The organism is Bacillus sp. sid0103, from assembly GCF_019219025.1.
On record NZ_JAHUWN010000044.1, the window covers coordinates 1 to 24,676 of the forward strand.

21 protein-coding genes, 1 rRNA gene and 3 pseudogenes are annotated in these 24,676 nt (G+C 38.0%); 5 read left to right on the plus strand and 20 right to left on the minus strand.

The features are described 5' to 3' along the window. The 7 genes from KW850_RS29940 to KW850_RS29970 all read right to left on the minus strand — a co-directional run. Positions 1–200, minus strand: a 16S ribosomal RNA gene (locus KW850_RS29940); the annotation flags it as partial. A gap of 326 nt (positions 201–526) precedes the next feature. After that, positions 527–1,099 carry a kinase gene (locus KW850_RS29945; protein WP_218351332.1) on the minus strand — a complete coding sequence of 191 codons (573 nt, stop codon included), beginning with the start codon at positions 1,097–1,099 and terminating at the stop codon, positions 527–529. 31 nt (positions 1,100–1,130) lie between these two features. After that, complete coding sequence (locus KW850_RS29950; protein ID WP_218351333.1) at positions 1,131–2,060, minus strand: NAD-dependent epimerase/dehydratase family protein; 930 nt, start codon at positions 2,058–2,060, stop codon at positions 1,131–1,133. Between the two features lie 100 nt (positions 2,061–2,160). Then, positions 2,161–3,231, minus strand: a complete 1,071-nt coding sequence (locus tag KW850_RS29955) for a phosphotransferase (RefSeq protein WP_218351334.1) — start codon at positions 3,229–3,231, stop codon at positions 2,161–2,163. A gap of 31 nt (positions 3,232–3,262) precedes the next feature. Further along, a complete protein-coding gene (locus KW850_RS29960; RefSeq protein WP_218351335.1) occupies positions 3,263–4,441 on the minus strand; it encodes a carboxylate--amine ligase in 1,179 nt (392 codons plus the stop codon). A gap of 15 nt (positions 4,442–4,456) precedes the next feature. Further along, on the minus strand, positions 4,457–5,770 hold the full coding sequence (locus KW850_RS29965) for a glycosyltransferase family 4 protein (RefSeq protein WP_308128881.1): 1,314 nt from the start codon (positions 5,768–5,770) through the stop codon (positions 4,457–4,459). Further along, a complete protein-coding gene (locus KW850_RS29970) occupies positions 5,767–6,423 on the minus strand; it encodes a PIG-L deacetylase family protein (protein ID WP_218351337.1) in 657 nt (218 codons plus the stop codon). Before KW850_RS29970 ends, KW850_RS29965 begins: the two co-directional genes overlap by 4 nt. Positions 6,424–6,752: 329 nt before the next feature. Here KW850_RS29970 and KW850_RS33670 point away from each other — a divergent pair, with 329 nt between their 5' ends. Continuing rightward, on the plus strand, positions 6,753–6,875 hold the full coding sequence (locus KW850_RS33670; protein WP_308128882.1) for a hypothetical protein: 123 nt from the start codon (positions 6,753–6,755) through the stop codon (positions 6,873–6,875). 44 nt (positions 6,876–6,919) lie between these two features. Here the strand turns inward: KW850_RS33670 and KW850_RS29980 are convergent. The 7 genes and pseudogenes from KW850_RS29980 to KW850_RS30010 all read right to left on the minus strand — a co-directional run. Then, positions 6,920–8,257 (minus strand): annotated as a pseudogene (locus KW850_RS29980) (PAS domain-containing protein); the annotation flags it as partial. A gap of 176 nt (positions 8,258–8,433) precedes the next feature. Further along, positions 8,434–8,601 carry a hypothetical protein gene (locus tag KW850_RS29985; protein WP_218351339.1) on the minus strand — a complete coding sequence of 56 codons (168 nt, stop codon included), beginning with the start codon at positions 8,599–8,601 and terminating at the stop codon, positions 8,434–8,436. Between the two features lie 13 nt (positions 8,602–8,614). Further along, complete coding sequence (locus KW850_RS29990; protein ID WP_218351340.1) at positions 8,615–9,334, minus strand: ABC transporter permease subunit; 720 nt, start codon at positions 9,332–9,334, stop codon at positions 8,615–8,617. Between the two features lie 226 nt (positions 9,335–9,560). Next, positions 9,561–10,418: an ABC transporter permease subunit gene (locus KW850_RS29995; protein WP_218351341.1), complete on the minus strand. Its 858-nt coding sequence runs from the start codon at positions 10,416–10,418 to the stop codon at positions 9,561–9,563. Between the two features lie 408 nt (positions 10,419–10,826). Continuing rightward, the gene (locus KW850_RS30000) at positions 10,827–11,762 is read right to left on the minus strand and encodes an N-acetylmuramoyl-L-alanine amidase family protein (RefSeq protein WP_256358537.1); all 936 of its coding nucleotides are present in this window, start codon (positions 11,760–11,762) and stop codon (positions 10,827–10,829) included. Between the two features lie 82 nt (positions 11,763–11,844). Continuing rightward, positions 11,845–11,943 (minus strand): annotated as a pseudogene (locus KW850_RS34395) (YARHG domain-containing protein); the annotation flags it as partial. Between the two features lie 169 nt (positions 11,944–12,112). Further along, entirely contained in the window at positions 12,113–13,204 is a 1,092-nt protein-coding gene (locus KW850_RS30010) for a CotH kinase family protein (RefSeq protein ID WP_218351343.1), read from the minus strand. Positions 13,205–13,409: 205 nt separating this feature from the next. On the opposite strand from KW850_RS30010, the gene KW850_RS30015 reads away from it, so the two are divergent. Beyond that, positions 13,410–13,856 (plus strand): CotG/ExsB N-terminal domain-containing protein, encoded by a 447-nt coding sequence (locus tag KW850_RS30015; RefSeq protein ID WP_218351344.1) that lies wholly within the window; start codon positions 13,410–13,412, stop codon positions 13,854–13,856. 69 nt (positions 13,857–13,925) lie between these two features. On the opposite strand, the gene KW850_RS30020 is transcribed toward KW850_RS30015, so the two are convergent. Further along, positions 13,926–14,648: a DsbA family oxidoreductase gene (locus KW850_RS30020; RefSeq protein WP_218351345.1), complete on the minus strand. Its 723-nt coding sequence runs from the start codon at positions 14,646–14,648 to the stop codon at positions 13,926–13,928. A 261-nt stretch (positions 14,649–14,909) separates the two neighbouring features. Between KW850_RS30020 and KW850_RS34400 the strand changes: the two are divergent. The 3 genes and pseudogenes from KW850_RS34400 to KW850_RS30030 form a co-directional block, all read left to right on the plus strand. Further along, a pseudogene (locus KW850_RS34400) lies at positions 14,910–15,230 on the plus strand (hypothetical protein); the annotation flags it as partial. An 80-nt stretch (positions 15,231–15,310) separates the two neighbouring features. After that, a complete protein-coding gene (locus tag KW850_RS30025; RefSeq protein WP_218351346.1) occupies positions 15,311–15,784 on the plus strand; it encodes an SRPBCC family protein in 474 nt (157 codons plus the stop codon). A 184-nt stretch (positions 15,785–15,968) separates the two neighbouring features. Then, the gene (locus KW850_RS30030) at positions 15,969–16,691 is read left to right on the plus strand and encodes a hypothetical protein (protein WP_218351347.1); all 723 of its coding nucleotides are present in this window, start codon (positions 15,969–15,971) and stop codon (positions 16,689–16,691) included. A 51-nt stretch (positions 16,692–16,742) separates the two neighbouring features. Here the strand turns inward: KW850_RS30030 and KW850_RS30035 are convergent, their stop codons facing one another. The 5 genes from KW850_RS30035 to KW850_RS30055 all read right to left on the minus strand — a co-directional run bounded on the left by KW850_RS30035 (position 16,743) and on the right by KW850_RS30055 (position 24,659). Continuing rightward, positions 16,743–17,477, minus strand: a complete 735-nt coding sequence (locus KW850_RS30035; protein ID WP_256358538.1) for a CBS domain-containing protein — start codon at positions 17,475–17,477, stop codon at positions 16,743–16,745. Positions 17,478–17,618: 141 nt separating this feature from the next. Next, positions 17,619–19,088, minus strand: coding sequence for a D-alanyl-D-alanine carboxypeptidase/D-alanyl-D-alanine endopeptidase (gene dacB, locus KW850_RS30040; protein ID WP_256358539.1), 1,470 nt, complete (start codon positions 19,086–19,088; stop codon positions 17,619–17,621). Positions 19,089–19,344: 256 nt separating this feature from the next. After that, the gene (locus tag KW850_RS30045) at positions 19,345–20,619 is read right to left on the minus strand and encodes a LysM peptidoglycan-binding domain-containing protein (protein ID WP_218351348.1); all 1,275 of its coding nucleotides are present in this window, start codon (positions 20,617–20,619) and stop codon (positions 19,345–19,347) included. Between the two features lie 99 nt (positions 20,620–20,718). After that, a complete protein-coding gene (locus tag KW850_RS30050) occupies positions 20,719–23,313 on the minus strand; it encodes a polynucleotide kinase-phosphatase (RefSeq protein ID WP_218351349.1) in 2,595 nt (864 codons plus the stop codon). Beyond that, on the minus strand, positions 23,310–24,659 hold the full coding sequence (locus KW850_RS30055) for a 3' terminal RNA ribose 2'-O-methyltransferase Hen1 (protein ID WP_218351350.1): 1,350 nt from the start codon (positions 24,657–24,659) through the stop codon (positions 23,310–23,312). The genes KW850_RS30050 and KW850_RS30055 overlap by 4 nt, the downstream gene beginning before the upstream one ends. Positions 24,660–24,676 lie beyond the last annotated feature (17 nt).

Consider the following 24,676-nt stretch of genomic DNA (forward strand, 5'->3'; position numbering starts at 1 on the left):
TTCCTCATGAGAGGAAAAGGATTATCCGGTATTAGCACCGGTTTCCCGGTGTTATCCCAGTCTTACAGGCAGGTTGCCCACGTGTTACTCACCCGTCCGCCGCTAACCAACAGGAGCAAGCTCCTATCAATTCGCTCGACTTGCATGTATTAGGCACGCCGCCAGCGTTCGTCCTGAGCCAGGATCAAACTCTCCAAGAAAGTTGATTAGCTCATTTTGTTACGTTGGCTTAGTTTCGTATTCGAAACTAAATTTATTGTTTGTTTGCACGATTTTGTTTGTTTAGTTTTCAAAGAACAAAGTCACATCATAAAGAAGCGACAAAAAATATTATACTATAATTCTCACAAATAAGTCAACATATTTTTTAATTAAAATATTTTACTCGTTCGAAGAGAACTTTTACATAATAGCATGTCCTTTACTATAAATTCAAGATGAAATTTTTTCCAAAAATAAGAGCAGTGATTAACCATATAAACCACTGCCCCCTTTTAAAACCTTAAATTTTTAAAAGATTACCTTATTATTCTATCTTATGGTTCTTCCATTCCTTATATAAGGAAGGGTTGATCTTCTTAACATGTGCTAAAAATTCTTCCAAATAACCGAGTTTTTTTAATCCTGTAAACATTTTAGTTGGGACAGACCTTACTGTATACAAAGCCCTTTTGTGATCGATCACTTTTATTTCTTCACGTTCATTAAAAAAAATATGGCGGACCTCTGTGTCCAGTCTAGCAAAACCAATCTTTTTTAATTCATCTAACATGAATAAAATCTTTTTTACAATTGATTCAGGAAGTTGTTTCTCCTTTTTCAAGTAAGCTTTAAGATTACCTCCATTCACAAACTCCATCACGATATAATTTGAACCATACTCATAAAGTCGGGGAATAACAGAACTCGATTGTCCTATTTGCAGTGCGCTTAGTTCCTTTTTTTGGTTATCTTCATTTACATATACTTTGACACACGTCTCAGGTGTCAATTGAAAAATAGATCCATCTGCACCTTTCCCAATCATTTTATAACCGCTCAAGTCTTGAATTGTTACTTTACCGTTATTTTTCGCTACTAAATTATAAAAATCTTTCATCTCTAATCTCCTTCTATATTTTTCGTCCAATTTATGTCCTTGTATTTGTTGTTCCTTTATAATACTTTAAAGTTTCGTTTAATCCTGTTTGCAAATCAAAGATTGGTTTCCAAGACAAAAGATTCACAGCATTGGTATTATCCAATTGACTATAACGAATATCCCCTTTTCGTTCAGGCATCATGATGGGCGATATATTGGTAGAAGTGAGTGATTTAACTGCCTGAAATAGATCGTTTATACTTGTCTTAGAATTAGTGCCGATATTGAAAATTCCATTTGTCCCCTTTTCAATGGACATTATATTGGCATACGCGACATCTTTCACATACACAAAATCTCTCGTTTGTTCTCCGTCTCCAAATATATATGGCAATTCACCATTTAGCACCTTTTTAAAAAATATCGAGATGACTCCACCTTCTCCTTTAGATGATTGGCGAGGGCCGTAAACATTCGCATATCTAAGGATTGTGTACGGAAGTTGAAAAAGTTGACTAAAGGTCTGAATGTATAGTTCTGAAGAATATTTGCTGATCCCATAAAAGGATTGAGGCTGAATGGAGAATGTTTCCTTTATACTACAGTCATCTTTTACCCCATATACGGCACAGGAAGATGCAAATATGAATTTTTGAACATTATACTTATGGCAGCAGTCTAATAAACGAATCGTGCCAAGAATATTTTGGGTAGCATCACCGACTGGATTTTGTACGGAAAAGGCAACATCCACTTGTGCTGCCAAATGGATCACAAAATCCGGTTTTTCCCTTATAAATACAGTCTCTATTTGTGGAGAACAGATATCCATATTAATAAAACGAACATTGGGTTGGACAAATTCTCTATTACCTGACACTAAATTATCCACAACAATCGGTTCATACCCAGATTGAATTAATAAATCAACAACATGGGAACCAATAAAACCAGCTCCCCCAGTCACGAGTACCTTCATCCAGACTCACAACCATCTTTTTTTATTCTTAAAGAAGAATGTCCAATCTTTTCCATTCAAAAAACTCCTTTAATGGTTTTAGACATTAGTTGTTCCACTTCTATAATCCTAGTTCTTTTCCCCAAACCTCAATTTTCTCAAGGTATCTCTTAAGAAGTGAGCTTTTTCCTCCATCAAGCACTTTTTGCAAGTGACTGGAAAGCTTTTTTTCTAGTGTTCTTTGTAAATAGGCCTTTTTAAGCAGGTTGAGTGGATCTTCATTGAAGGTTATTCCATATTTCTGCATTTCCTGGCAATAAACCTGAACGCATTTCCTCCGAATCTCTTCTTCCCTCTGCTGCCAATCTGAGCGAAAATCTATTAGTAATTCAACCAAAACGACCAAATCATACCAACACGGATAATGCTTTGCTGATTCCCAATCAATTAGAGACACTTTCCAATTCTCATTTTCATCATTCGCATTTTCACAGCAAATATTGTGTACATGAAGGTCTCCATGGATAAGACATTGACCACCTTCAGTAATTTCAGGAAAAAAAACAGGACCCTTTTTTAAAATTCGTTTGATCATTTTATACCTTGGTTCCACCAATTCTCGTAAATTAGGATCTTTCATTGCCAATTCCAGGCTCTCTTGTGCTTTTTTGACTCCTTTCGTTCGTTCCTTCATCTTCTCGTCAGAATCAAAATAAGGCAGAGAGGAGTCAAATAGATTTGCATGCTGCAAAAATCGTTGTTTAAACGTAATAGCATGAAATTTTGCTACCATTGGGATAATTCGTTCTAAATGCTCGGGAGTTAATTTTATTTGTCCTCTTAGTGGCCGCAAGCATTCAGTAAACATCCATGTTTCATTACCATTTACCTTCGGTTCAATCCAATACAATTTCGGCATAAACTCATGGTATATCTTATAGGCTTTTTGATACATATTGATTTCCAGCCTGTGATTTTCTTTCAATGGCAGTTTGTATATTTTAAGCACAATCGGAATGATGTCCTGACCATCTGAAAGTACCAACTTCCAAATACTTGTCTTTTCCCGTGAATTTTTGAGACATTCTATTCTTTCTTCGAGCAATTTTACTTTTTTACCAAGAACTTTATTAAGCTTTTTTTCCCAATCAAATTGCTTCCAACATTTAATGATCTCTTCTAAACTATTCAAACAGAAAGTTCCCTCCCAATATTGTCATTTCTTACTGTCTCCCCCATAAATTTCGCAAATGGGATACAAAGCTACGAACAAATGGCATGGGGTCATTCCAAGCAAATAGTGCCTCAACCTTTTTTCCAGATAAGCTCTTTATCCACTCAAAAAATTTCATTTCCCCAGCTTTTTGTTTTTGGCGAAAGGAAAGAAAATCACGGACAAAGTAAACCCATTTGACCCCTTCTTTCTGCACTGTCACTGGTGTTGGATTTTGCCCGGTAAGGGATAAATAATACAAGTAGGCCAAATTGACCCCACAAGCACTCGATAATGCTTGAGTTAAACCTATTCTTGAATTGATTTCGATAAATTTCAATTTCCCATCTCTTGGGTCCCGTTTAAATTCGGCAATAGCCAAACCTTTGAATTGAATATCTTTTAGAAAGGTAGTAGCGAGTTGAATGACTTCTTCGTCCCTAATACTAAGGGCAAGAGCAGTGGATCCAAAATGAGGAGGAAATTGATGTAATTTTTGGTTCATCCACAAGCCAATTAAATTCATCTTTTCGTCAAAAAATGTTTTGACGGAATAAATACAATCCTCATCACCGGGGATGACTTCCTGGATCATTAGTTCACCGAATGGCCGATAAAAAAGGTATTCTTCTCTCAATTGGGAAGGCTGTTCTACTACAATGGCTTTCTTATAAAGTCGATGATCGATATTTGAGCGGAAATGAGAAGAATAAACTGGTTTTAATATACAAGGGAAGGTAATTTGATGGATGATTTGCTCAAACTGTTCTTCGTTATTTATAGCGTATGTTTTGGGGCATGGCACATTTGATTTCAGGGCCAATTCATACGTTAATCTTTTATCTAATACGGCTTCGACCAATGTGTGTTTAGGTAATATAAACCGATAGTAGTGTGAAAGGACAAATCTGTTTTTTGAAATAAACTGAACAAAGTCATCTGACCCCGCATACAGGACGGCCTTTTGTCCAAACTTTTGTGCCATACTGGTAAGAAATAGAATTAATGCAGGCGCCTCACTGACTGGATTTGGACAAATTCCACAAGTGGCAAACCGAGTTTTTCCGATTTCATATTTTCCTTTCGTATCAAAGGCATATACCTTTATCCCTTTTTTCGCTAGACTCCTCACAATCCCTATCCCGGTTGCACTTAGATCAAGAACAACGGCAGGAACATCATGTCTCATTGCTTTTTCCCCCTTTCATAATAATGATTGATAGATTTCTTCAATATTTTGGACCATGTTACTAACGGTTAAATGTTGTAGCGCAAATGCCTGTGCATTGCCCGCTAATTCTGTCCTAAGTGATTCTTTTCGCAAAAGGAGCGATAACTTTTCAGCAAGTTGCTTTGGATTAGCTGGTTCAACTATAAATCCTGAATAGTTATCTTTAATAATTTCCGGAATGCCGCCACAATTAGTCGTAAGTATTGCCTGATTGGAAAACATTGCCTCAATTATTGAGATTGGCAGCGTATCACTCGTGGTTGGCAGAACAAAAATGTCTGATTCCCTTAACAATTTTGGTACGTCTTCTCTGCTTCCTAAGAATGTTACGTTTTTTAATTTCAACTCACTGACCTGCTTTTCGAGTGTATTTCTCATCTCACCATCGCCTACAATCCGTACTTCTACATTTTTCATCTTGTCTTTAATAAGAGCAAGCGCTTTAAATAAATACTCATGACCTTTACGGGGGCGTAGGCGTGAGACACAGGTAATTACCGTGTTGCGTTGGCTTTTTTTATTTTTCTTCTGATTATTCCCTCCACCAAAATCAATCCCAGTATAAACAGTGGTTATTTTATTTTCCTCCGCGCCTAAATTTCTTAGAATTGGGCGAAAGACATCGCAAAGGACGATTACTTGATTGGCATTTTTAATGGCTTGTTTATCAATGGCGGAAAAATAGATTTCCTCAAGCGAACCTTTTTCCATCAAGTTAAACTTTAATCTGTTTTGGGTCATAAATCCGTGAGGTGTAAAAAGAAGAGGTATTTGAAAGGATTGGTTTAGGATCCCCATAACATTTGCTGTATATCGATCTTGTGCGTGGATAATATCGTATTTTGCCAGATTAATATTTTTTAGCATCGTATAATAACTGTATAGTTTGCTGAAGTTGTGTAGTATTTTTCGATTACTGCTTCCATACCGATTGTTAAAAAATTGTTCGAATTGCTCGGAAGATCGATCGCGTAATGCCTTCATTTCCTCTGACTGAAAAGAGTTTAGTGCGATTACATCAACACTATGTCCTAAATTTTCTAAGCCAGTTTTAAGTGAAGTGATATAGTTCTGCAGGCCACCGATCATTGGATATTCCCAAAACGTTGTGATTAATATCTTCATTTTTTTGTTTTGTAGTTCTGGTGAATCGATTGGCCACCACCTTTCTATCTCATATTCTTCTTCATAAGGCTCACTGACCCCATAATATTGATCCATAGCAGAGATTAGGTAAGGAAAAAGGGTCGGCTGAAAAGATTGATCATTTTGTAGTTCATCTCTCACTTCCATACCCTCCTAATGATTTCAAAAGCTTCCGCGTACTCGACCCCAACCGTCATTCCTCTGACGCGCGCTAAGTATTCCACTCCGTCATAGGAACGTGGATGTGGGAAGGGTCTCATTTCTACATCATAATGGTGAAGAGATTTGAGCTTGTCGTCGATGGTATCTGTAATATCAACAAAATAATTGGGTTTAAATTCTTTATCATTTGTATGTTGGCTCCATTCACTGGAAGAAACCGTTTCAAAACAAAGAATCTCAACCGGTTTTTTTCCAGGCAACGGCCGGGCTGCTGTTAACACTGCCTGAAACAAAATTTGGTGGTCCTTGTTGGTGTCACCATAATGATGGGTGAAAATCATTGAAGGAGCATATTTGTCCAAAAGCCCTTCGATAGATTTGTTGATTTCCACCAGAGGGATGGTCTCCAATCGAAGATTGGGTAATTCCAAAAATAGCACCTCTTCCACCCCTAATTGTCTGTTTGCCTGCAGCATTAATGGCTGAATCCGATGTTCCTCTTCCTTACGTCCCTTAGCAGCAATAACAGTAATTACCTTATAGCCATGATTAATTAACTTCTTAATGGTTCCGCCGCTCCCAAGAATCTCATCATCAGGATGAGCGGCAATCACTAACACATTCTCACTCATTAGAACACCTCAACTCCAGTTAAAATAGTTTTCTTGTAATTATATGAAGATAAGTTAGAGTCGATATGGACAAAGTGAATAAATATGAAAAATAGGCGGATTCTTGGTGTTTTTATCTGTTTTGCTTAAACCTCTGGCTATATCACTATTATAAAAAACAAAAAAACATATGCTTTTCGCATATGTTCTGGATTTAGTTAATCTTACTTCTTTCCATTAAGTTTTTTTCAAACGCTTTCACAGGAAGCGGTTTACTAAAATATTACCCTTGGGCTTCAATACACTTTTGTTGGAACCTTGAAAGCAATCAATTGATTAGAGCAGAAGCATTGCTTCGTTGGAATCATCCCCAAAAAGGATTTATTACTCCTGCGGAATTCATACCTGTCGCAGAGGAAACCGGTTTTCTTTCTAATGCCTTACGCAGATGGCCTTCTATTTCTAATTCATGATGAGATTTTTCTTTTAAATCCTCTGTAAAAAATTGATAATTATTCTTTCCGAGGCTTTTTGCAAAATACATCGCTAAGTCAGCATTTTTTATTAATGTATCAAAGGTTTCACCATGTTCAGGAAACATACTAATCCCGATACTAGGTGTTACAAAAATCTCGTTGTGACTTTGATAAAATGGTTCAGATAAATTGAATAGGATAGATTGAGCAACTTCACGGGCTCTTTGAACATTTGAATTAGAAAGCAGAACCGTAAATTCATCACCGCCATACCTGGAGATAATATCGTTTTGATCAACTAGATCTTTAAGATTATTTGCAATTTCAATGAGTAATTTGTCACCTATTTCATGCCCAAACGTATCATTTACGGGTTTAAACCGGTCCAAATCCAAAAACAGCAACGTAAAATTTTCATGACGTTCTCTTGAACGTTTTACTAGGCCGTCGAGTTTCTCCCTTAACAGGTATCTGTTTGGGAGCCCGGTTAATTGATCATGATAGGCCATATGCTTTATCATATTTTCTGTTTTTATTCTTTCCGTAACATCAATAACCGTTCCGATGATTGCCGTTTTCCCATCATAATCAATGCTTGATCCATAAATTTCTAAGGTTATCACCCTTTTATCTTTTCGGATAACTCGATATTGGTCTGTAATTGTTGACACTTCATTCGAAATTAATTTAATTATATTTTCAGTTATAATCGGCAGGTCTTCAGAATAAATTATCTGCGCTAAGTTTAGTGACAAGAGCTCTTTTTCATTGTAACTGGTCATTTCACAAATCCGTGGATTAACATAAACTAATTTCTCATTTTGAAAAATATAAACTCCTACCAATGAATTTTCAACTAAACTTCTGTATTTTGCTTCGGCTTCCATAAGGTTTTTTTGTGCTTTTTTTTGCTCGGTAATTTCTTTAATGATTCCGTAGACACCAATTACTTTATCATTGATAATAATCGGTATATTTGTAGCCCTAATTTCTCGCTGATTCCCTTCCTTATCATATATTGAACACTCATATGTAGTAGGAAGACCCAAGACTGCCTGTTTAAAATGAGAAAGTGTTCGTTCAATATCATTAGGAACTAGAAACGCAGTAAAAGGTTTATTAATTAAATCTGAAGTCGTGAAACCGAACAGTAACACTGCTCGATTGGCACTTATTAATTTTCCTTCTAAATCAAAGGTAATGATGACATCTGGATTTTGATCGAATAATGATTTGTAATACTGTTCATTGAGTTGAAGTTGCTCGGAATGCCGGGAACCTGTTCGAACAAACATGGCAGTAACCAATAAAATGATTACAAGCATAGCTGATAACGATAAAAATATGTATATGGAATGATGTAAGGAAATTTCCTGCATGCATGATAAACCTCCGAATATTGTGTTTCTGTTCCTCTTTACTCATACACAAAGAACAAAAAAACATATGCATTATACATATGCTTTCTAAAACTGGAAATTTTATTCAAGGCTTATTGACTTTAATAGCAGCAATGATGGCATGGCCCGACTTGCTATAAAGTTTTTCCATGTGCTTAAAATCTCGTTAACTTTTTCATAATCTCTGTTTTTCGTTCCTTATCCTTAATTCTTGTTAAATCAAGCGCATATTCGTGACCCTTATTTTTCGATTTTAGGATTTCTCTTATTGCATTTTTTACACTTTCTTCCGTATCCGTAACCATAATCACTTTCCGCAGCATCTCTTCCCCACCCTTAGGATTCATTTATTTTTCTAGTCTGATTAATTGCCTTGCTTTTAAAAAAGGCAGACAAAGAAGAATTAATCAAAGCAACACAGATGGCGGTAATGATAAAGAAGCCGATTGGTACAAGAACAATCCAAGACTGTGTATAAAGATAACTGATATCACTGCCAATAACACCAGACCATTCATAGGAAATCGTTCGTGGAGGTGTATCTTGATCACCATAATGTGTCCCTCCAAAAAAAAGCTTCATAAATCCAAGATGTGCAAGAAGCTGTAAGGATTGAATAAATTGCTGCCCAAATAATAAAATCCACTTTTCATACACATGAGGGACAATATGTTTAAAAAAGATACGGGTTTTTCCCGCGCCAAGTGTTCTTGATGCTTCGATAAAAGACTCTTTCTCGATTAGCCTCATTTCATTGCCGACATGAAGGCTCAAATTCGGGATGGCAATCATTACTAGAATGAAAGTTTCAAATAAGGCACGTTTCCAAAAAGGTGTATGAAACCCTTCAAGCGGCATCCATAATACACTGTACAAGATAAAATAAGCAATAATGGTTTGCGGAACAACAGAAAAAGGTTCAAATAAAGTTTTCATACCGTTGTAAATACGCTTGTTTAACGAGTATATAAAAGATCCTAAAACAATCGAAAATAGCAGCCGGCAAATGGCGATAATAATAGTGATTCCAATCGTCCATTTCGCCCCTTCTATCATTATATGCCCCAAATCATATCCATACCTTTCGGTTCCAAAGAAAAAAACGGAAAAAGGCGGATAGGGAGGTCTGTCTATGATATTTCCTTGTTCATCAGAATGAAACTTAACTTGTCTGATTTCCCCATCATTTACAATAGTATTTAAGATACTTAACGTAAACAAGGTTACCAAAAATAGTGCACTAATTAGGAACCTTTTTCTTTTAATTAAAAATAGGAACATATTATTGAATATCCTTTCTGTTCTCAAAACTGCCCCATTCATAAATCCGAGAAATCATAAAAAATGGAACAAAGATCAAAATACAGCCAATAAAAAACGGGTCCTTTCCAGTTAACATCATTCGTAGTAACCCATTCATATTAAACAAGTAATCAATTACTAATAAAGTAGACAGCATGGACCAGAAAATGGTCTTCGAGGTCCCAAACATTCCTTCAATAATATTACGGAGTACATGAACATTTAGGATATATGAAAAAGTAAAACCTTTTGCCCGCGCTAAAAGTATATAAGGTTTCTCCAATTCCTCCTCAATGTAATGGATCAGGACTTTAGTTATGTAAAAGCTAATCGGCACACTTAGACTGATAACAGGGAGAAGGATTGCCTCTTCTCTCAGGGTGACGACTCTGGCAAGTTTTATCCCTGTTTCCTTATAGATGATAATAACTGCAAATTGCAGTAAAAGAATCAGCATTAAATCAGGGATTGACTCAGCTGCCTCAAGAATGCCTTTTAAATGTTTCATCTTATGTTTGAAAAAGATAAGTCCTAGATAAGCAATGAAAAACGCGATCACACATGCAGTAAAAAAACTTAAACCGAGCATTTTCATGGAATCTAGGTATGTATAAAAAATCACCGGAAATAAAGAGTTTCTACCATCAGCAGTGAAGAAATCACTAAAAGTAAAGACCCTATTATTTAATTCATAGATGCCATGAAGATATTCCGTTAAGTTAAAGGTAAGATTGTCAAATAACACAGGAAAAACCGCGACTAAAATCAACACTTCAACAGCAACGATACACTTCAAAAGTAAAACAATTATCTTTTTCAGAAAACGAACAAATTTCATGTACTACCCTCACAATCTATTAACCTTTTGGATTTAATTTTAAATTATGTAAATATATGCAAAAATTAGACGAATCTAAACAGAGAAATGTTTCAATCAATTAGGTGATTTTTTTATAAGCTGGTGCCTGACACCAAATTTAAAATTTTTCTAATTTATCAAATATGGGGCTAAATTTACTTTATTAACTGTGTTTAATGTGACTTTACTAAGAGTCTTAATCAGCGGTGTTTAAATCCTTTAGCAAACTCCTTAAAAAAAAAAAAACTAAAGAAGCAGCACACCGCAAAAGATGTTAAAAAGATGCCCATTTCTCCGTCTGATTTTTCCTTTCAAAGAGATTTAACCTAGATAATAAAAGGGTGTCAGGCACTGATAGTAGTGCCTGACACCTATTTCTTATAGCTATTATTTACTGTCTGAGTAGAGCATGATCCCATCGGCAATGTTGGTGAGTAGGTTGGTAAGATAGCTTGTGTCTGACAGGTTGTTGTCTTCGGTCGGATTGCTCATAAAGCCCATTTCAATTAACGTACTAGGCACTTGTGACCAATTAAAGCCTGATAAGTCTTCGCGATATGAAATTCCATTTACTTTTACTGTTGGATTTTTTTGGGTTTCATCAAGGATAAGCTTAGAAGCCTTTAAACTATCCTGAAAAATTGCTTTTGTAAATTTATCATCCCTAGAAGGAGTTAAGACAGAGAGACCTCTTACATTTCGGTTGGTGGATCCATCCGCATGAATCCGAACAAATAAGTCAGCGTTATCTCGATTGGCAATTTCGGCTCGTTCTTTGTTACTCAAATCAACGTTATGCTTTGTTCTGGTGTAGATGACTTTTACCCCTCTTTTTTCAAGTATCTCGCCTAAAATTAGCGATGCTTCTAACGTTAATTTGTATTCTGGCTTCCCTGTTGCAACGCCTGAGGTTCCGCCTGTAACTTTAATTTTGGTTTCTGCTGCACCTGGACCGACTGGCTCCTGCCCCATATTTGCGCGTTGTTGGTGTCCCGGGTCAATGACCACTAAAAAGTCTTTTGGTCCTTCTTCTTTTTCTTCTTCATCTGGAATTTTCGTTGTGTCTTGACCTTCCTTCCTAGTTTCTGCTTTAGATGGTACTTCGTTTTTTGGTGCTGCATCGTTATCTTGGTTTGGCATGGTCGTTTCAGTCGTTTTTGTCTCTAGTTCAGTCGATGCTGTTTTTGTCGCTTTTTGTTCCACCTTTACAGTCTTCCTCGAGGTATCTTGTCCATCCTCATTTGAATAATTGTGGTAAAAATACACAGGAATAATTGCTAGAAGGATGATGCAAGTAATCCCTATCTTTGCTGTCCTTGACATTACTTTAGAAACTCCTCTCGGCTTTTAATCAAATTTACATTGTACTTTTCAATTCTACTTATTGTATCGTCATAATATGGGTCTAGATTGTACCACATGATTTCCGATCGAAATAGATTTGTAAAGAACCCTTTTTAAAAATATGGCCATGTCTTGCATAAATTTCATTTCTAGCCAAACTAAGTTCTTCAAGTGTTAAGTATTCGTTAACATTTCATAGAAAATACTTCCTAAAAATAACAGATAGTTTAAAATTTCGACATATCTCTGTGATTTCCTACGTATACTTTTTTTTGCGCCAAAAAAAACGGCCGTCCGATTAGCAGACAGCACCATTTCCTCTTGATATATTAATCTAGTTTGGCTAATTTTCTATTAATGTACCTTCTTCTATCCTCGATATAATTCGTTATGACCGATATTTCTTGGTCATATATATCCATATTTTGTTTTTTATATGGGTCCTGTATGACATATGGCCGAATCAATTGTGTCAGTGTTTCTACCTTCGGAATCATATTTGCTACTGTAAATTGCTTTTCCATTATTTCCACAAGGAGTCTCCGATAATGCTTCCGAAAGGAATCGACATATAAAAGCCGTGCGGTTAATGAATTAAAGCCATCTATTGGTACATAATCAGGCTCCATAATCTTTCCATTTACATCCCTGCCCCATGTCGCATCATAATCCCACGGGATCATTTCAAAAAGGCGTGTTTCTCCATTCCTATAAAGGGCGTAGTTATGAACAAAACCATCATAGTTTGATGTGAAAATTACACCGGCCACCCAGCGAAGATATTTTTCAATGTCTACAAATTTTTGAATTTCCTTTTCGAATTCATTTTTTGAAAGCGTATTGATGCTAAAGATAAATTCCTGTAAGTAATAATCATCTTCCGGCCCGCCAACTTTTCTTTCATAGCCTAATTTGAGCGATTTTTTGGTTTCCTTGTCTAAATCGCTCATCAGTGAGAAGTTCGCATCCCCATCGACAGCATAATGAATGCTGCCAGTAGGTAAGTTCCTTCTTTTTAAGAAATTTTCATCTACTGCTTCAATTTCCAAATAGACCCCTTCTGCTTTTCCATTTTGATTAAGGAATATATGGTGCGAATGCGGCGATAACACGCCTAGCTCGGCAAAGAAATCAAATGATAGTTTATTTCGTATTAATGAAGGATCCTTAAATTCAGCATTCAAATGAATTTGTTTGGACCCTCGGAATGTTTTAGGTTTATAGAAGGAAACCTGGTAAGACTTTTTCGGTAAATCGCGGATATGGGATCCTCGATAGGCAACATCAATTTCGAGTCGTTTCCCATCAACCGTTAATTGGGCCGGGATCGGTTCATCAATCCAAATATCCCTTCTCAGCTCCCGCAGATCCATTGGGTTAATAAAAAGTTTGTATTGCGGTACTTTTGCAGTCTCGTCCATTTTATACTCCTCCTTCCTATATTCGTATGATAGTCGACAGTTAGAGGTCCCGTTTGGACAGCTTTTTTTTCGCTAATAGGCTGTTTTCTCATTCAAATGTACCTGTACATACGTATTTTAGTAGAAGAAGAGAGAGTTTCCTGGACAAAAATGTGAATTAGTTTTCGTGCTCCCTTTTCAAGCTTAAAGGAGGTGCTAAGTTAATATGAGTGATTTTTCAGCAGAAGATATTCAAAGTGCGGCAGATGAAGTAAGACAAGGTGATTTCTGGGACTTTTTGTTCCGTGACCCAGGTCATAATCGCCGTACAACACGCAGAAGAACATCTAGAAGAAGAACTTCACGTCAGCGCATGACATCACGCATGAACACATCCAGACGTAATACTTCAAGAATTCGTAATACTTCAAGAAGAAATACTTCCAGAAGAAATACCTCAAGAAGAAATACCTCAAGAAGAAATACTTCAAGAAGAAATACTTCAAGAAGAAATACTTCAAGAAGAAGAACTTCAAGAAGAAGAACTTCAAGAAGAAGAACTTCAAGATGCTGCAAATGGACAGGATGGCGTAGAGATACTCGTACCAATACTCTAATCAATCGTTGTTGGGAAGGCGGCAACATGTGGAATTTGAGAGTTCGCAGACGCTAATAGTACTTTAAAAAACAAATGGGAAAGGAAACTAAGTTTCCTTTCCCATCATTATTTATGGATAAATATCTACTTTTTTTCAGGAATAGCACAACTGCCATCTGCACAGCTAACATCTTCCTCGGTGGATAGATCTTGCAGCACTGGTACCGGAGACTCTTCCTCCCAGACTTTTTGCAATGCTCCCATAAAGGTCTCTGTCGGTTGGGCACCTGAAATGGCATATTTTTGATTAATAACAAAGTACGGTACACCACGAACCCCATACTGCTGTGCAAGAGATTCATCTTGGCGGACATCAGTCGCAAACGCATTTTTATCATGAAGGACATTCAATACTTCTGGACGATTCAAACCTGCCGCTTCAGCAATATCAGCTAGCGTTTCTATATCCCCAATATGCTTTGAGTCTGTAAAATAGGCCTGAAGAAGCTTTTCTGAGACCATCGCTTCTTTCCCTTGTGTTTGTGCAAACTTGGCCAACCTGTGAGCATCAAAGGTATTAGTCGGCTTCATTTCATCGAAATTAAAATTCAACCCAACAGTGGCTGCTTGCTGCCCCACCCCTTGATTTGCTTGTTTCGCTTGTTCAACACTCATACTATATTTTCCGGCCAAAACTTCATGAATATTTTGACTGATATTTTTAGGAGAATTGGGGTCAAGTTCAAAGCTTTTGAATTCTACTTCTACTTGATCCTTGTGGGGGAATTGCTCTAAAGCCAATTCTAATCGGCGTTTGCCTATATAACAAAACGGACATACATAATCAGACCAAACTTCAATTTTCATATCGACACCTCGTTTTCTTCGAATAATTTATATAGTAACACAAGGCGAGTGAAATCCAATTCCAAGATGCTCATTGAAAAATTGGTTGATTTTACCTAAAAAGAAGGTAAAATTAACTATATTCTTTAAATTCTAAAAATGGTGGTGTGAAACAATTAAAAATTTAGTTAAGGGAATAGCAGGAATTGTCATTCTTGATTTATATTTTAACCTTGTCCCAGTTCAACTAGGCAATCCTTACCTCCAGTCTTCTGGGTTTTCACAATCAGTATCATGATATACGCGCTAGATGATTATTGGTACGCAGGCATTAGCCTGAGCAATATTATTTTTTCTATTATATTAGGTCTTTCTTTAACGTTCGCATTCTATAAAACTGGCTCGGTTTGGGCAGATACTGGTCTCCACTACGGATTAAATGTTGCTTACGGCCTTTTCTATGGACTGGTTGGTAATCCCGGGTGCGGGATTTTTATCGTAAAGGACACCGGGCACGAAATCTTCCTTCTGAAATACATAATCCCAGCAATGATGTTTATTTTTCTCTTATGGTTCCTTAGGTTTTATAGTAATAACTCATAAATGGAGGAAAGAATAGGATATTTTTCATCCCATATAGAATAATAATTTAAATACAAAAAATGAGCACGAGGTGATAATGGTTGAAAGAGTGGATGAAGGAAATTGAAATCAATGCACCTATTGATCAGGTATGGAAATTGCTAGATGGAACACTAGAGGAAATGCAAAAAATAATGCCGCAAGTCGTAGATCATCAAGCTGTAAAAGTGACTACGGAAGGCGTGGGAAGCATCTATCGCCAAAGATATAAAGAAGGAAAACGAATTGAGGAGTATGATGTTGAGACATTAGAATATGTAAATACTCCTGCTAAAAAGAAATTGAAAGTGGGCTTTACGCTGGCAAAAATGTTTGAGATCACCGCTTTGTATGAATTATCCGCAATCAATGAACAGAAAACTCTTTTTACATACACCTGTACGAACAAACCGCTAAAAGGCTTCCTCAAATTATTTTTATTCTTCGCAAGCGACAAGATCGTCGTTCAGTTTTGTGAGAGAGTTAAAAAAGTAACGGAAGAAGAATACGAAAATTCCAAAGTGCTTGTTAAATAGCCTTGACAATACCTTAACGTCTATATTTCAAAAGAAACGTCCACACGTATAGAGCCTGTGGACGTTTCTTGCTTTCCTACCATTTATCTTATTTTATTATTCCTTCCATGTTAAATGAAAAGACATATATTTTTCAAATCTGGTAATAATAACCTTGATTAACTATGAAAGGATGGGATGTTTGATGTCGTTAGAATGGTTTGACAGAGTAAGTGGAGAACTGCAAGAACACCTGGAATCTATTTGTGAAGAATATGATCAGGTTGGTCAAATGACAATTGAAAGAGCTGCCAAACATCCGAGGATTGAGTTTTATGTCGATACCGCAGATGTTGATACCGAAGAACTAGAGCGTGATTATTTTTGCTCGTTGTTCTTTGATCCTCAAAATGAGGAATTTTACATCGATACCTTCGATGTGGACACCGGACATACTGCAAAGGTCATCCTTTCAGACATAGAAGACATTATCGAGGAAGTTCATGCCAGTCTGCATGATTACATGAACGGCGATGATCATTATACAGATGATGGGGTCTATCTTCAGACTCCCGAAGTATATAATGATGATGAAGTGATCGAAACTGTTTATGTGGATGATGAAGATGAAGAGTATGATGAAGCAGAACAAGTCAACAGTGACGACATCTTTGAGGAAATTGATGTGGAATGGTCCACACCGGAGGTAACAGCTTTCAAACATGAAGATGAAGTCGAAGTGACCTATCAATTCGGGTTGGTGCAAGCCACTGGTGACGGGGTCCTCAAACGTGTCAACCGGATATGGACAACAGATGATGAATTAATCAGAGATGAGTCCCATTTTATTTTTAGCAAGGAAGAAGCAACTACCATAATCGCAATGATTGCCTCCCATATGGACCAATTAAGCGAGTTTGAATTTTAAGCATAATCTTTAAAATACAAAGGGAGCAAACCATTAGGTTGCTCCTTTTTCTCACTCCAAAGTGTAATCAATTTGAATGAGATCCCATGCTGTAATCATGCCCAGGGGGGCATCCTCGCCTTTCCCATTTTCAGTAATGATGACACCTTCTATTTTCCGTTTCTTCTTATGTGCTTTTTCGAAAATATTTTCAACCTCAAAAATATTAATCTCTTTTGGAACGATCTCTATCGGATATTCTTTCTCGTAATTCATTATATCGGATACATGGATATCGGCTAAATTTATCAGGCTGCTCTCCATATTTTGAGACATCCATTTTACAATTGAACTGGATGTAAGTAAGCCCACACATTTTTTGTTTTTATAGATGGGAAACTTCGAATAACCATACTTTTTAATTGCGTCGGTAACTTTTAAGATACTGTCACGATCATCAAAGAACACAACATTTTTCGTGGAGATCGACAAGGCATAATTAGGACGGCTAAAAACATGGGCAATTTTTTCAATATGGGAAACGACCTTTGCATTAGGCTCAGCAATATAAAAACCAATTTCCATTTTCTCATGCACAATCGCGTTCCGAAGCCGGGCATATTGCTCTAAGTCCTTTTTATAGGTATCAATCATTTGATATTTTTTAGCGCCCACCTTCACGAGTACGACGAATCTGTCATCATTAATTTGAACGATATCCCGCAATGCATCGTGAACTTGGTTGAAGGCAACCTCAAAACGCTCAGATAGAAGTTGTCCTTGTTTTTTATTCATATTCATATTCATTTGGCTCTCCCATGGGTTTAACTCTTTTATCATTATATTAATAGTAAAATCAATACTTTAAATTTTCAAGAAGTTATTTTCCCCTACTTTTCTTGCTCAACTCGATTTCCTGGCGAAATCCTTGAAGGAATGGCTGCGGGGTTATTGATTGGCTATTATAGTAAGAAGTTGGTCCTCCACCTTTTTTCCTTTTGAATCTTCCATTAAGTTATTTAGCAAAATGGAAAAAATTAAGGTTTGGCCGCTTTTTGTTTTAACATATCCTGAGATGGAACTCACCGTTGAGATGGTTCCTGTTTTGGCGTTCACTTTTCCTCGGACAACTGGATCCTTCAACCGATTTCTTAAGGTACCGCCTACCATCTTCTCATTTGCGCCAGCGACCGGTAATGAATGAAGATAGCTCTGAAACCACTTTTCTTTTTGAACGGCAAATAGCAGTTGCGTTAGTTGGTTAGCCGGAATCAAATCAACGTGGGAAACTCCCGAACCATCCCGGAGTACCAATGTTTTAGGGTTAATACCAAATCTGACTATCTCTGTTTTTAATACCTTCAGGCCTTTTTCCCAGCTGCCTTCCCCTTGCACGACTCGACCCATTTCCTTAATTAAAATTTCTGCATGGACGTTATTGCTCAGTTTCATAAAAGGAACCAAGAGCTCAGATAATGGCATCGATTGATGGGTCGTTAACATTTTTGCGGTGTCAGGCACTATTCCTGTTGTTAGTTTACCCTTCACGGTAATCCCGTGTTCTTGTAATGATTGTTTCCATAGGGCCACGGCATATCTTGTTGGGTCCCATACACCGATCCAATCTTTTTCTGGTTTTGCTTTCAGCGGGATTGTTCCTTCGATGATGATGGTGTTTTTAGCGTGTTTCCGCTCAATTGTGATATCCTTTTTTCCTTCTTCTGAAACAGTTTCGGCGTGGTTGATTATTTTTAAGTAATTCGTCTTCGGGGTCATTTTCACAAACGGCTTATCGCCTTGTCTTGTTCCAGGCTGCACCTGTACCTTGACCGATCCAGCGTCAAAGTCTCTCGTCGGTGAGGCGGTAAGTGCGGAAATCTGTGCCCCGTAATGGGTCGTTTCGTCACTCCAGGGCAGATCGAGTGAGTAGCGGACATCATCATACCAAGTATCATCACCAACAAGATTTCCGTTTATTTTTTTGATTCCCATCTTTTGGATTTCTAGAGCCATTTTATCAAAATCAGATTTCAATAAGGTTGGGTCGCCCATCCCTTTTAAATACAGATTTCCGTGCAGTGTTTTCTTTTTTATCGATCCATCCGTATGTATTTCCGTCTTAAAAGTGTAGTCTTCTCCAAGTATTTTAAGGGCAGCAGCTGCCGTTAATAGTTTCATGTTGGAAGCGGGTCTTAGGCGGACATCCCCATGATGGGCATAAATAATTTTTCCATCGGTAGCGGAGCGTATACTTATCCCAGCAATTGCCCCTTTTAATGCTGGTTCTTGATTGAGTAGTTGATTCATCTGCTGGATCATGTTTTCGTTGCCGTACATGGCATTTATTTTCGTAGAAGGAACTATTGGGGCTAGCACGATAATGAAGATAAGTGTGTAATATTTAAGTCTGTTAATCAAGCTTTGGCTCCAGCCTTTCCTTTTTCCTAAGAGTTTGTCCGAAAATACCCAATAATATCATCGATGTTATTTCTAATTGGACAACCTATAAATTTCCAGATTATGTCTAATTTTACAAAACCCTTTAAAAATGGCACAAAACACCTCAAAAACCGCACAAAAGATAGTAATAATTACACAAAACTATCCCAAAATAGCACAAAACCTCCCCAAAATGGAACAAAAGGAAAAATCCCCCGAAAACCCTAGTGAAATTTCACACCATTCTCTTCACCACATTAAAATTCTTACTAAGATAAGCCCAATTCTGAGGTGCCGGCAAACTGATTTGCCAAAAAGTCGTCCCCACTAATTGATATAGATCCATTAATTTATACTTTTCAATATAACTGCGAATATCTTCAAACCACACCACATGTTCCTCTCCGCCAGACCAATACCGATACCACGGCGATTTCGAAGGATTATCAAATTCAATCGGACCGCCTAAAGAAATGGCTTGATTTTGTGCCGCATTTACAGAGAGAGCACGTGTTTTATTCGTCCCCACCACTTTGTCATATCCATACAATGCCAAGGCAATTTGTAATTTACGAGGATTAATCTGCGTGAGCGAATATTTGATAACTTGCTCCACCCACGTGATTGGGGCAATCGGGTCAGGAGGTCCCCCTGGGTATCCATAATCCATGGTCATCACCGCAACCAAATCTACAACATTACTAATTCCAGCATAATCGTATCCCCCAATAATCCGATTCGTCGGAATATCAGCCGTTTTTGCATGAACATTTACCTGTAAAATCAACCCGCCTAAGCTACTCTTTAACGCGGCAAGAAACAAAATAAAGTCGTTTCGTCGAGCGGGTGGAATAAATTCAAAATCAATACTGACGCCTCCAAATCCCCGCTGCGTTGTTAAATTCACTATACTCGCCACTAGATTCGCACGGTAGGTTGGGTTTTCGAGTACCCTTCCTGCTAACTCCGCACTGAAATCAGTTCCAGCCAAATTGCGGATCATCAATAATGGGACAATCTTCAATTGATTACTTCTTGCTATAAGGGCAGTATCCTCGACCATATTAAAAGCATACCCTTCCTCGGTAAACGAATAAGCGACCACTGCTAGATAAGTAAGTTGTTCCGCGAGAGCATCCAAGGTTGCAAGATTGGCAGCTATAGCGGATGGAACTAAAAATCCAAGCGTCGCTAGATCCATTTTTATTGGTGAAGGAATATTGATGATTTGGCCAATCATCAGTTGATTTTGATTTATGCCTGGATTTGCCGTAAGGATGGCCGCAGGATCAATATTGAATTGCTGTGCCAAATTCCAGATATGATCGCCGGCTTTGATTCGATACGTACGGAGTGGCGGCAGATTATCTGGAAGATATAAAGCAAGCCCTGGGGCGAGTGCATTAGCTGATGGCAACCCATTAAGCTCGACGATCGTTTGAATTGAAACTCCATACCTTTTGGAAATCATCCACAAATACTCACCAGCAACAACAATATGAACAGCCATTTTCTCACACTCCTTCTTTTCTATCATATGGGCTGAAGATGAAAAGTTATTACACAAAGAAAAACGAACTTGCCACTAAACAAGTTCGCCTTTTTGTATTTATAGTCGCGGATCAATTGGATCAGATTCTAACGCAAGGACCCCTAACACACATTCATGGTAGCGCTCCAATGACTCTCTTCCAACAAATCTCTTTAACGCTTCCACACCTAAGGAAAATTCCTTTAAGGCATTGCGTTGTTTCTTGCCAACATTTCGTTGCTTAAGCCGGGCCAGATTCTCTGACTGTAAATAATCGATGCCGTAGATAATATGCAAGTACTTACGGCCTCTCACTTTAATTGCCGGCTGGAGAAGCTTGCCTTTATTACGTGCCACAAATGATTCCGGTTTAACGACAAAGCCTTCATGACCCTCTTCAGTCATTTCTTCCCACCAAGCAATCGCCGCTTTCATGGAGTCCTCGTCGGTCACAACTCGATATTCCGTTTCCATAAAAAGATCTGAAAGGTCGCTAAATTCTTTATTTTTCTCCATATGCCATGTGTGTGGCATATCAAAAAATGTTTCATTACTGTGGGCCAGCGTATGAAAAGGAGCAATTTGAATTCCCGCTAAACCTTCCGTTTCCCAGCAATACTTTTGATACACTTCGTTAAACACTTGGGCATTGTGAATCTTCTCATCCGATTCTTCGAGCCAACTAGCAACTTCTTTGCCGTTTTCAGCTGCTTTCTCCAGATGATCCTTTAATTTGCGGCGGTCGATCAGTGCCATTTCGCCCACATGTGCATATTGATTCATGATTAGTTCTTTCGCTTTTAGATTCCACGGAAGGATCTCCGCGTCCATCAAGACAAAATCAGTGTTGTATTTTTCAAAATAACCACTCAAATCATTATGTAACACCTGTAAAATTTGTTCCTCGAGATTTTTTTTGAAAAAGGCCCGGCCATTCCGCGTGTAAATCGAACCTATTGTTTCTCTGCCGATATACTCTTTCGCAGCTTCCTTATTTTTAAAAAGAAACAAAATGCCGCGGCTGCCCATATGCTTTTTCTCAACCACCATCGTATCAACACCATTCGCCTGGTAGTATTTAAACGCTTCTAACGGGTGCTCCAAATATCCCTCTAAACTAGACGGCTTCGGTGTCGGACTCATCGTCGGCGGAAGATAGACAATCTGTTGAAGCGGCAGGGTGTAATGGGAAAGGTCATCCAAGGCGGATTTCGTGCTATCCGCATAAATTGTAATCTCCCCATACTGTTCCGTTAATACAGAATATCCTTCTAAAAATTTTGCGATATTTGGTGGTGCAAGCCTTTTACTTTCCCATTCCTTCAATGGATTGTCCGTAACATTTGCATAATCCTCTTTCGCATTGACAGAAACAAATTTCCTTTCCGGAAAACAAAATGCCGTTAAGCTGCCACCAAAAACAACTCCCTGGTCAATATTGAGGGTGTTATTAACCAATAATGGCTGCTGTCTAGGATCATGCCCCCAAAGAATAAGTTCACTGGACTTATGAGCCATTGACCAATCTTTTCTGATGGGTTTGCCGTTTTCGTCGATGCCATCCGTGTCTCCATACCGACAGAAATCGGATATCCGCGGCGATTGTTTGCCGATATAATGGTCCTTGATTCCTGCATGGACTGCAACAGCGACGTTGACTCCATTTTTCTGGATTATGTAATGTGGTTTTGCCTCTAACAGCAAGTCTCTTATTTGTTCCTTTAAACGCTCGGACTCCTCTTTACCAAATTTAATTTCATACTCATCAAATTCAGCCTTTACATTTTCATCACCATGAGCAAGCTTTACATTCTTGCCGTCAAGCCAGCGGGCGATTTTCCAACCATGATTACTGTCAATCATATAGGCAAGTCCTGCAGTCACATGTTTTTGAAAAAATTGCATCGTCTCGATAGAACGAGGTCCCCTACTCATCACATCCCCAAGTGAAAGGATTTTCCGCCCTTCCGGATGGATAAAATAACCCTCTTCATTTTCTATATAGCCAAGCTTTGACAAGATTTCGATAAACTCTTCAAAGCAGCCATGAATATCCCCAATAAAATCAATGCCAGTGCCAATATCAATTAGTAATGGATTACCAAGACGGTTCACATTTAATACTTGCAGTTCTTCCTCTCCGAATATGTAACAGCGCCGAAAGCCTTCCTTTTTGATGGAGCGAAGCGTCTTCTTGAAATGTTGGTATTGCTGCTTGATACGGTTTTTACCCCTTGGGAAGTCCCTCTCTAAGTCGCGTCGGAGTAATTCAGTTTCTGCCAAATTAAGCACAATTGCAATGGCCGGTACATGATACTTCTTTGCCATTTGCAGGTATTTTTCGCGCTCATAATCACGTAAATGAGTAGCATCAATAAAGGTTAATTTATTGAGGCGACAACGTTTAGCAATGATATAATCCATCGCTTCAAAAGCTTCTTTTGAAATTTGTTGGTATTCATTAAAAAGTGCATCGGCTTCATATTTAGGTCTCCGATTCCAATCAATAAATTCAACATCGCTAACTAAAACACGGAACTGATCGGAACTTACCACTTCCGAGGTAAGAACCTGTTGTTCTTGAATTAATTGATTTATTAAAGTCGTTTTACCCGAATTGGACGGGCCTACAAGTAAGACGATACCCGCATGAGGCAATTGAATTTTTGTCATTGTTCCCCCTCCTCTCTTGTAAAGACAGCCATCTGCGTCGGGTGACCAAAATTTGGATGTTCTTCGCCAATGCCTTGGAAACGTACCTGATAGGGATAGGGACTTGCCCAAGCTTCGAATTTCCCCCTAAACTCTGCCCTTGTCCACTCAAACCGATGATCATGGTGTCTCATTTCCTCATTCATTTCATAGACAACATTGTATTCCTGGTTAGGCGTGGTTACGATCAACACTTCTGGTCGATAATCTTTAAAAATGGTCTCGAAAATCCCTTCTAACCTGTATTCATCAATATGTTCAATCACTTCACATAAAATCATAATATCCTTTTTAATAAGCCGTTCATCATAATAAAATAATGAACCTGCTAATGACTTAGGCTCTACGAATCCACGTTTCTCTTTTACTTGGTCGAATCTTGCTAATGCCTTTAACCGTTCTTTATTCGATGGTTCGATGGATAAAATTTCTTGCACCCCTTCAATAAATCCCAACTGCACAGATAATTTTCCTTCCCCTGCACCTAAGTCGACAATCGTTTCCTTTTTTGGCAAGGCCTCGACATAGTTACAAATCGCTTCATAACGAAGGTCATTTAATCGAACTTTCGGAGGCTCTTTTTTCTCCACAGTTTTAATCTCTTTTTCAAAGAATCTTGACTGTGAAATCATCTTTTGGAACCGTAGAGAACGTTTTAAAATCATCGCCTTTTGGGGGTGGCTTTCTAACCATCCTTCCCCGTAGCGGTCAAGCTTCTCAAGTTCTCTTTCATCAATAAAATAGTGCTTATAGTTATCAATAACCGGAATCAGAATGGAAATATGTTTGAGCGCATTCTGAAGCGTTTGTTTCCCTGACAGAGTCATAAATTTGGCAGAGCTTTTTTCGCGAATGAAACTCTCCCCGTATTCAATCATGATGGTATAACCAATTGGCGCAAATAATGCTTCAAGCTCTTTATCGCTCAAATCAGTGGCTATCGGCCCAAAAGTTAGTTCCATGTCAAAGGGATGCTCGACCCATGAAGCGTATTCCTCAGCCGGTTTCCCATTCAGCGCTGTCCCCAGCGCTTTACGAATAGAGGAAACAAAAATACTGCTGGCTGCAAACTCGCGATCGTTGATGTAATGAGTAATATCAAATAAATTAGGTGAATTTTTTACTAAGTCGATGGGGTCTGTCTTTACAAAAATTAAGAACTGTACTTCTTCGCTTGAAAAAGTAGGATATACCAGGCGGACAGTAAGTCCTTTCTCACCACGTTCATAGAGATTGTTTGGATTTTTGGCTAAAAGGTAAGAAACGGCTTCAGCACCTGGGCCTCTAACGGTTAAGGATAACTGCATTTTTTTCACTTCACTTT